Consider the following 9,172-nt stretch of genomic DNA (forward strand, 5'->3'; position numbering starts at 1 on the left):
CTGCACGGGGAGCCGGTACCACGCGGCCACGGGCTCGCCCGCGCGCCGCGCCGGCTCGAACCGCAGGGCGCGCGTGCCCGCCAGCGCGGCCGAGTCGAACGCGGCATAGCGGCTGGAGCGGTCGACCTTCGCCGAATCCACCAGGCCGTCGGTGCCCACGTGGATGCGCAACGTCGTCTCGCCCTCCACCCCCGCGTCCCAAAGCTCCTCGGGGTACTGGAAGGGCGACGAGGTCACCAGCCGCGGCGGCGTCACCGGCCCGCGATTGCGCGTGCATCCCCCGGCCGCGGCCGAGAAGGCCAGGAGGACGGCGGCGCCGAGGCGAATGGGACGGAGGATGACGGGGCTCATGCGCGCGCCGTCTCCGCCAGCTCGGCGAGGAGCGAGAGGGCCTGGAGCGGCGTCAGCCGGTTCACGTCCGTCTCGCGCAGCCGCTCGATGCAAGGGTGCGCGGGGGGATCGAAGATGGTGAGCTGAAGCTGCACCGGCGCGGGCGCCGGGCGCGGCAGCGGAGCCGGGTGCGTGCCGCCCTCCTCCAGCTCGCGCAGCACCTGGCGCGCGCGGGCGACCACGCTCTCCGGCAGGCCCGCCAGGCGCGCGACCTCCACGCCGTACGAGCGGTCCGCGCCGCCGGCCACGAGGCGCCGCAGGAAGACGATGTCGTCGCCGACCTCGCGCACCGCCACGCTGAAGTTCACCACTCCGTCCAGCCGCTCGGAAAGCTGCGTCAGCTCGTGGTAGTGCGTGGCGAAGATCGTCTTCGCCCCCACCGCGTCGTGAAGGTGCTCCGTGGTCGCCGTCGCGACGCTCAGCCCGTCCCACGTGCTCGTCCCTCGGCCGATCTCGTCGAGGAGGACGAGCGAGCGCGGGGTGGCGCAGTGCAGGATGGCGGCGGTCTCGTTCATCTCCACCATGAAGGTGGACTGGCCGCGGACGAGGTTGTCCGACGCGCCGACCCGGGTGAAGATGCGGTCCACGATGCCCACACGCGCCGAGCGGGCGGGGACGAACGAGCCGATCTGGGCGAGCAGGACGGCGAGGCCTACCTGGCGCAGGACGGTGCTCTTGCCCGCCATGTTGGGCCCGGTCAGCACCATCACCCGCGCCGTCTCGTCCAGCTTCACGTCGTTGGGGATGAAGTCCTCGCGCGGCATCATCGTCTCCACGACCGGATGCCGGCCGCCGCGGAGCTCCAGCGCGAAGCCGTCGTCCACCACGGGACGCGTGAAGTCGCGGCGGACGGCGACGTCCGCCAGCGCGGCGAGCACGTCCACCGCGGCCACGTGCTCGGCCAGGCGCTGAATGCGCGGGACCTCGGCGGCGACGGCGGCGCGGACCTCGGCGAAGAGGCGCGCCTCTACCGTGGCGATCTTCTCCTCGGCGCCCAGCACCTTCTCCTCCCACTCCTTCAGCTCGGGAGTGTAGTAGCGCTCGGCGTTCGCCAGCGTCTGCTTGCGGTGGTAGTCCGAGGGGACCTTCTCCGCGTGCGTCCGCGTGATCTCCAGATAGTAGCCGAAGACCTTGTTGAAGCCCACCTTGAGCGACCCGATGCCCGTCCGCTCCCGCTCGCGGGCCTGCAGCTGGGCGATGAAGTCCACCGCGCCGTCGCGAACCGTGCGCAGGTCGTCCAGCTCCGCGTCGAATCCCTTGCGGATGTAGCCGCCGTCCGCCAGCACCGCCGGCGCGTCTGGATCGACCGCGCGGTCGATCGTCTCGCGCAGCTCGTCCAGCGGATCGAGCCCGTCGCGGTGGCGCGCCAGCAGCCCGGCTTCGACCGAGGAGAGTGCGTCGCGGACGGCGGGGACGCGCCCGATGGATGCGGAAAGCGCCAGCATCTCCCGTGCAGTCACGCGCCCGCCGCCCACCTTCACGGCGAGCCGCTCCAGGTCCCGCACGGTGGAGAGGCCCTCGCGGACGCCGCGGCGCATGCCCTCGTTCGTCGCCAGCGCTTCGACCGCGTCCAGTCGTGCGTTGATGGCGGACGCGTCCACCAGAGGCGCGAGGAGCCAGCGGCGCAGGAGGCGGCCGCCCATGGGCGTCAGCGCCTCGTCGATCACGCCCAGCAGCGTGCCTTCGCGGCCGGCGCCGCGCAGCGTCTCCACCAGCTCGAGGTTGCGGCGCGTCATCTCGTCCAGCACCATCGCGTCGCCCGGCCTTTCGACCCGCGGCGGGCGGAGCGGGCCGAAGCCGGCCGGCTGCACCTCCGCGAGGTAGCTGACGAGGGCGCCGCATGCGGCCACCAGCGCGTCGTCGCCCGCCTCCAGCCCGTAGCCGGACAGGCTCGCGACGCGGAAGTGGCGCAGCAGCTCGTCCCGCGCCGTGTGCGGGTCGAAGATCCAGTCCCCGCGGTAGGTGCGGGGAATGGAGCCCGCGCCGGGCAGCGGGAACAGCTCCCACGTACGGGGCAGCAGGATCTCCGCCGGCTCGGTGCGGCCCAGCTCGTCGCCCAGGTCGTTCCAGTCCACCCGCCGCACCGTCATCTCGCCCGTGGAGAGGTCGACCGAGGCGACGCCGACGGTTCCCTCGCCAGCCACGTCGCCGGCGACGGCCACGAGGAAGTTGTTGCGGCGCGAGTCCAGCAGCGAGTCGCTGAACACGGTGCCGGGGGTGACCATCTCCGTCACCTCGCGGCGCACCAGGCCCTTGGCGAGGCTGGGGTCCTCCACCTGGTCGCAGATGGCCACGCGGCGCCCGGCGGCCACCAGCTTGCGCATGTAGCCGTCGAGCGCGTGCGCGGGGATGCCCGCGAGCGGCGCGCGCGAGCCCCCGTTGTTGCGCGACGTGAGCGTCAGGTCGAGCAGCCGCGAGCCCTCCACGGCGTCCTCGTTGAACAGCTCGTAGAAGTCGCCCACGCGGAAGAATACCAGCGCATCCGGGTGGCGCGCCTTCACTTCGCGCCACTGCAGCATGAGCGGGGTGTCTTCGGACGCCATTCAGGAGCGGTGGGGGTTCGCTGCGCCGGGCCCGGCCGCGCCGGGAAAGGTGTGGAGACGGGGAAAGTTAGCCCCCGTCCCCATTTGGAGCAACCCGCCGTCCGCATTCGCCGCGCATCCCGGCGATCCCTCCGCTTTCGCCAGTGCGACGTCGGACTCCGAGTGCCCGCCGGCCTTCCGCCCCATCGCATCGAAGCCGATCACATCGGCCCAGCGACGCGGGATGTGCTTTTCCGCCTGATTGTGGACGACACGGCCTCTGGGAGATCGCCTGACGAGGAAGATCCAACGTCAATCCGTTCTCATATTTCGTACGGGTTCCGGCGACGAGAGGGCTGCGGCCATCCAATCGCCGAACGGGAGGAAACGATCTGTCTACACTCCTTACAAGACATAAACGTTGACACGCCGACTCCGAAAGAGCTTCTTGGGGATACGCGGTTCTTCTCTCACTCAGCGAAGGAGGAGCGGATGAACATGGAATCCAGGCGGAAGCTGCTGGGAATCCTCGTCGTGGTGGCGCTCGGCGGGACGCTGGCGGCGTGTGAAGGGCCGACCCTCGCGCGGCCGGCGGGCGGGGCGCGGAGCGGCACGCTGACCTCGGCCGGCACGACGGGCACGACGGGCACCTCGTCCTCCTCCGCCGTCGACACCGTCGTGTTCACCGGCTCGACGGCCGTGGACACCGCATCGTCGACGGATACGGACACCACGCAGATCTCGACTTCCGGAGCCAGCGCCGGAAGCTCGCTGACCTTCACGGCCACGGACGGCTCGCAGGTGGTCTTCCACCCGATCACCGGCGGCGGCGGAACGGTGACGGTGCTCGTTCCCGGCGGCAACCCGATCATCATCCCGTGGCAGCCGGGTGACGGCGTGACGATCACCTACACGAAGGACCCGGTAACTGGGCACGTCTACTGGCACATCGTGATCATCCACAACGGAACGATCACGCACTACATCTGGGATCCGGTGCGGAAGCTGCTGAAGGTGTTCATCAAATCCACCCTCTCCAGTGCCACGGCGGCCACGTCGTAGCGCACGAAGCCGGGCACCTACTCGGTTGTGCGAAGGCCGCCGCGGCGGGAGAAGGTGAAGCCGGCTGGCGCACGTTGGATGAATCCCACGACGAAGGGGAGCCGGCGCCACCCGGCTCCCCTTCGCGCATCCCACGGACCCTGCCCGATGCAAGAAGGCCCGCCGGAGCGGGCCTTCTGCCGTTCATCTACCGAATCTCCGCTCGTCCGCCGGCACGTTCAACTACCGGACGTCGGCGTGGCGGTCCGCCTTCGGCGCCAGCAGCACCTCGCGGCCCACGAGGTACAGCAGGAGCGTGAGGATGGCGAACGGGATGCACGACAGCAGGTCCGCACTGGGCCCGCTGACGAGCGGGTTGCCCGCGGCGAACGAGTCCAGGCGCGCGTTGAAGTCCGCCATGAACGGCACGCCCGCCACGAACGCGATCAGGATGCCCGCGATGGCGCCGCCGGCGATGTAGCCCGACGCCATCAGCACCCCGGGGCTCTTGTCGCCCTCGGCCACCAGCTGGTCCTCCGTCAGGTCCTTGCCCGCGTGCTTCCTCCGCACGTACCGGTCGGCCAGCCAGCGTACCATCCCGCCGATGAAGATGGGGCTGGACGACGACAGCGGCAGGTACACGCCCACGGCGAACGCGAGCGACGGGATGCCCGACATCTCCAGCACCAGCGAGATCATCACGCCCAGCATCACCAGGCCCCACGGCAGCTGCCGGTTCAGGATGCCCTTGATGATGTACGACATGAGCGTCGCCTTGGGCGCGTCGAACTTCGTGACCTTGTGCAGCCCGTCGGCCGAGTAGCGGTGCAGGCCGTTGATGCCGGGGTCCGCCAGGATCTGCGGAGTGCCCGCGGCGTCCACCAGGTACTTGGCGGCTGGGCCGCCCTCGCTGGTCGTCTTGTGCCACACGCCGTAGTCGCGGCCCTGATACGTCTGGTGCTCGGTCACCTCGGCCAGGTTGGCCTTCAGCCCCGCCGGCCAGTTCTCGATGGCGTGCAGCGGCGCACCGGACTCGTCGCTCACCGGCTCCTGGCTCACGCGCGGCAGGTACACCGTGGCCGCGTCGTTCAGCTTGAGCAGGATGGGGCCGAGGATGAGGGCCGACGCGAGCGCGCCGATGAGGATGGCGATCTGCTGGTTGCGCGGCGTGGCGCCCACGAGGTAGCCCGTCTTCAGGTCCTGCGAAGTCGTCCCGCCGTTGGACGATGCGATGCAGACGATGGCGCCCACCGACAGCGCGGTCACGTAGTACGTGGGCCCCGTCCACCCCACCACGAGGAAGACGAGGCAGGTGAGCAGCAGCGTCGCCACCGTCATGCCGGAGATGGGGTTGGACGACGACCCGATCTCGCCCGTGAGGCGGGAGCTGACGGTGACGAAGACGAAGCCGAGGACGACGATGAGGAATGCGCCCAGCAGGTTCATGTGCAGCGGGCGCGACGCCACGATGGCGGCGATGAGCACGACCGCGCCGATGAGCACCACCTTCATGGACAGGTCGCGGTCCGTGCGCACCATGCCGGCCCGCGCCGCCGCCCCGCCGCGGAAGTCCTTCAGCCCTTCCTTCAGCCCGCTCCAGATCGTCGGCAGCGACCGCATGAGGCTCACGATGCCACCCGCCGCCACCGCTCCGGCGCCGATGTAGAGGATGTAAGCGCCGCGGATCTCGCCGGGCGACATCTGGCTGATGGGCACCGTGCCGGGCGCCAGCGGCCCCGCCATCCCCGAGCCGAAGAACTTGATGGCGGGGATGAGGACGAGGTACGCCAGCACGCCGCCCGCGCACATGATGCTGGCGATGCGCGGCCCGATGATGTAGCCCACGCCCAGCAGCTCCGGCGAGATCTCCGCCGCGACCGAGCCGCCCGCGAACGGCGCGCCGAAGATCTTCTCCGGCGTGTCCTTCCACCCGCGGAAGGCGACGTTCGCCGCCTTGTACAGCAGCCCGATCCCGAAGCCGGTGAAGATCGTCTTCGCGCTCGTCTGCGCGCCGCCCAGCGCCTCCATCTCGCGCCTGGCCGCGGGCGAGGCCGCCGCCCGCGACTCGGCCGAGGCGCCGGCCTTCAGCACCTCCGCGCACGCCGTGCCCTCCGGGTACTTGAGGATGCCGTGCTGCTGCACGATGAGCGCGCGCCGCAGCGGGATCATCATCAGGATGCCCAGGAGGCCGCCGAGCACGGCGACCAGCATCACCCGCGTGATCTCCAGGTTGAAGCCCAGGATCATGATGGCCGGCATGGTGACGCCCACCCCGAAGGCGATGGACTCGCCCGCGGAGCCCGCCGTCTGCACGACGTTGTTCTCCAGGATCGTCGCGTCGCGCAGCCCCAGCTTGGAGAGCAGGCGGAAGAGCGTGATGGAGATGACGGCCACGGGGATGGAGGCGCTGACCGTGAGCCCCACCTTCAGCACCAGGTACAGCGACGACGCGCCGAACACGATCCCGAGCACGGTGCCCACGATGAGCGGCAGCACCGTCAGCTCGCGCATCTCGGTGCCTGCGGGGATGTACGAGTCGAACGCGGACGATTCGGGGTGGTCCGGCCGTGCCCCAACTATGTCGGGATATTCGGTTTCGGCGATGCTCATCGGGCTCCTGGAGAAGGGCCGGGTCGGAAGGGGTGGCTGCGCGGGGAGCGGAGCGTGTGTGCGGGACCCCGCACACTAAGGCGCAAAGCCGCCGCGGGCAAGTTGTCGGCTTCCCGCGGCGCCGTTATTCTACGCGATTCGCCGCCGCGCGGGGAGCGCGCGGCCGGCCTGGAACCCGCCGCAGGAAGAGCACACGTGACCGCCAGCGACCATACCCCCGCCTCCCCGGAAGAGGGCGCCTCGCCAACAGCCGGGCTGGACTTCATCCGCGCCATCGTGGCCGAAGACCTCCGCGCGGGCCGCTACTCGCAGATCGTCACGCGCTTCCCGCCGGAGCCCAACGGCTACCTGCACATCGGCCACGCCAAGTCCATCGGCATCAACTACGGCATCGCGGCCGAGACGGGCGGGCGCTTCAACCTGCGCTTCGACGACACCAACCCCGAAACGGAGGACGAGAGCTACGTCCAGTCCATCATCGACACGGTGCGCTGGCTGGGGGCGGAGTTCGGCGAGGTGCTGTACGCGGCCGACTACTTCGAGGACATGTTCGCCTTCGCCGAGTTCCTCATCGGCCGGGGAGCGGCGTACGTGGACAGCTCGTCCGAGGAAGAGATCCGCGAGGCGCGCGGCACGGTGACGGAGCCGGGGTTCCCCACGAAGCACCGGGACCGCTCGGTGGAGGAGAACCTGGACCTCTTCCGGCGGATGCGCGCGGGCGAGTTCCCGGATGGCGCGCACGTGCTGCGCGCGAAGATCGACCTCGCATCTCCCAACATGCTGCTGCGCGACCCGCTACTGTACCGCATCCGCCACGCGCACCACTACCGGACCGGCGACCGCTGGTGCATCTACCCGCTGTACGACTACGCGCACCCCATCGAGGACGCCATCGAGGGCATCACGCACTCGCTGTGCACGCTGGAGTTCGACAACAACCGCGCGGTCTACGACTGGACGATCGAGCACTGGCAGGACTTCGAGCGCTCGCGCGGCCGCGAGCCGGCGCGCCCGCACCAGTACGAGTTCGCGCGCGGCAACCTGGACTACACGGTGATGAGCAAGCGCAAGCTGCTCCAGCTCGTCCAGGGCGGCCACGTGACCGGCTGGGACGACCCGCGCCTGCCCACGCTCGCCGGCCTGCGCCGCCGCGGCGTGACGGCCGAGGCGGTCCGCGCCTTCTGGGAGCGCATGGGCGTGGCCAAGGTCAACAGCCGCGTGGACATCGGCAAGCTGGAGTACGCCATCCGCGACGACCTGAACCAGCGTGCGCCGCGTGTGCTGGCCGTTCTCCATCCCCTCCGCGTCGTGCTGACGAACTATCCGGAAGGGCGGACCGAGGAGCTGGACGCGCCGTACTGGCCGCACGACGTGCCGAAGGAAGGCTCGCGGATGCTTCCGTTCGGCCGCGAGCTCTACATCGACCGCGACGACTTCGCCGAGGAGCCGCCGAAGGGATGGCACCGTCTCTCGCCGGGCGCGGAGGTGCGGCTGCGGTATGCGTACGTGATCCGCTGCGAGGAGGTGGTGAAGGACGCGGCGGGCGAGGTCGTGGAGCTGCGCTGCACGTATGACGAGCGGACGCGGGGTGGGACGACGCCGGAAGGGCGGCAGGTGAAGGGCACCATCCAGTGGGTCAGCGCCGCGCACGCCGTGAAGGCCGAGGTGCGGCTGTACGACCGGCTCTTCACCGTGCCCGACCCGGACGCGGGCGAGGGCGACTTCAAGGACTATCTCAACCCCGCCTCGCTCGTGGTCGTCCCCGGCGCGCTAGTCGAGCCCAGCGTGGCGGCGGACGAGCCCGGCAGCCGCTACCAGTTCGAGCGCCTGGGCTACTTCTACGCAGACCCGGTGGATTCCAGGCCCGGCGCGCTGGTCTTCAACCGCACCGTCACGCTCCGCGACACCTGGGCGAAGGCCGCCGAGGCGCCGAAGCCGCAGCCAAAGGCCGAGAAGAAGCCGCCGAAGGCCGAGCCGGGTTCGTCGGATGCGGGTCAGCCCCGCGCGCCCAAGGCCGCCGTGCACGACACCTCGCGCCCGCCGGAGCTGGAGGCGCGCCGCACGCGCTACGCGGCCGAGCTGGGCCTCACCGTGGCGGACGCGGACTGGGTCACGCGCGACGCGTCCACGGCCGACCTGTTCGACGCCGCCGTCGCCGCGGGCGGCTCGGCCAAGGGCGTGGCGCGCTGGGTGATCCACGAGCTCACGCGCGAGACCGCGGGCCGCGCGTCGGACGCGCTGCCGTTCGCGGGGCGCGAGCTTGGCGAGCTGGTGGCACTGGTGGAGGACGGGACGATCTCCGCCAGCGCCGGCCGCACGGTGCTCGCGGAGATGGCGAAGAACGGCGGCCGCCCGGCGGACCTGGTCGAGTCGCTGGGGCTGCGCCAGGTGAGCGACCCGGGCGCGCTCGCCCCCGTGATCGACGAGGTGGTCGCCGCCAACGCCGCCAAGGCGGACGAGTACCGCTCCGGCAAGACGGGCCTCCTCGGCTTCTTCGTGGGCCAGGTCATGCGCACCCCCGCAGGCAAGGCCGCCAGCCCCGAGATGGTCAAGCAGATGCTGGAAGAACGGCTCCGTTAGCCGAACCTGAACGAGAACTGAAGATGGCC

General features: G+C 70.7%; 5 protein-coding genes. 2 read left to right on the forward strand and 3 right to left on the reverse strand.

Annotated features, from left to right (window positions below; all coding sequences use genetic code 11):
* Both VFE05_12785 and mutS read right to left on the reverse strand, forming a co-directional pair.
* A partial coding sequence (locus tag VFE05_12785; GenBank protein ID HET6230940.1) for an energy transducer TonB occupies positions 1 to 351 on the reverse strand: 351 nt, incomplete at its 3' end.
* The gene (gene mutS, locus VFE05_12790) at positions 348 to 2,933 is read right to left on the reverse strand and encodes a DNA mismatch repair protein MutS (GenBank protein HET6230941.1); all 2,586 of its coding nucleotides are present in this window, start codon (positions 2,931 to 2,933) and stop codon (positions 348 to 350) included. The genes VFE05_12785 and mutS, both read right to left, overlap by 4 nt.
* Positions 2,934 to 3,404: 471 nt before the next feature.
* Between mutS and VFE05_12795 the strand changes: the two genes are divergently transcribed.
* Entirely contained in the window at positions 3,405 to 3,974 is a 570-nt protein-coding gene (locus tag VFE05_12795; GenBank protein HET6230942.1) for a hypothetical protein, read from the forward strand.
* A 222-nt stretch (positions 3,975 to 4,196) separates the two neighbouring features.
* Here the strand turns inward: VFE05_12795 and VFE05_12800 are convergent, their stop codons facing one another.
* Positions 4,197 to 6,563 (reverse strand): oligopeptide transporter, OPT family, encoded by a 2,367-nt coding sequence (locus VFE05_12800; GenBank protein ID HET6230943.1) that lies wholly within the window; start codon positions 6,561 to 6,563, stop codon positions 4,197 to 4,199.
* A gap of 195 nt (positions 6,564 to 6,758) precedes the next feature.
* Between VFE05_12800 and VFE05_12805 the strand changes: the two genes are divergently transcribed.
* Entirely contained in the window at positions 6,759 to 9,143 is a 2,385-nt protein-coding gene (locus tag VFE05_12805) for a glutamine--tRNA ligase/YqeY domain fusion protein (protein HET6230944.1), read from the forward strand.
* Positions 9,144 to 9,172 lie beyond the last annotated feature (29 nt).

Source organism: Longimicrobiaceae bacterium (assembly GCA_035696245.1).
GTDB lineage: Bacteria > Gemmatimonadota > Gemmatimonadetes > Longimicrobiales > Longimicrobiaceae > DASRQW01.

What these genes read in the sequence shown, in the direction of transcription:
- mutS (HET6230941.1), bottom strand. Translation starts at nt 2,933, where the DNA reads ATGGCGTCCGAAGACACCCCGCTCATGCTGCAGTGGCGCGAAGTGAAG.
- VFE05_12795 (HET6230942.1), top strand. Translation starts at nt 3,405, where the DNA reads ATGAACATGGAATCCAGGCGGAAGCTGCTGGGAATCCTCGTCGTGGTG.
- VFE05_12800 (HET6230943.1), bottom strand. Translation starts at nt 6,563, where the DNA reads ATGAGCATCGCCGAAACCGAATATCCCGACATAGTTGGGGCACGGCCG.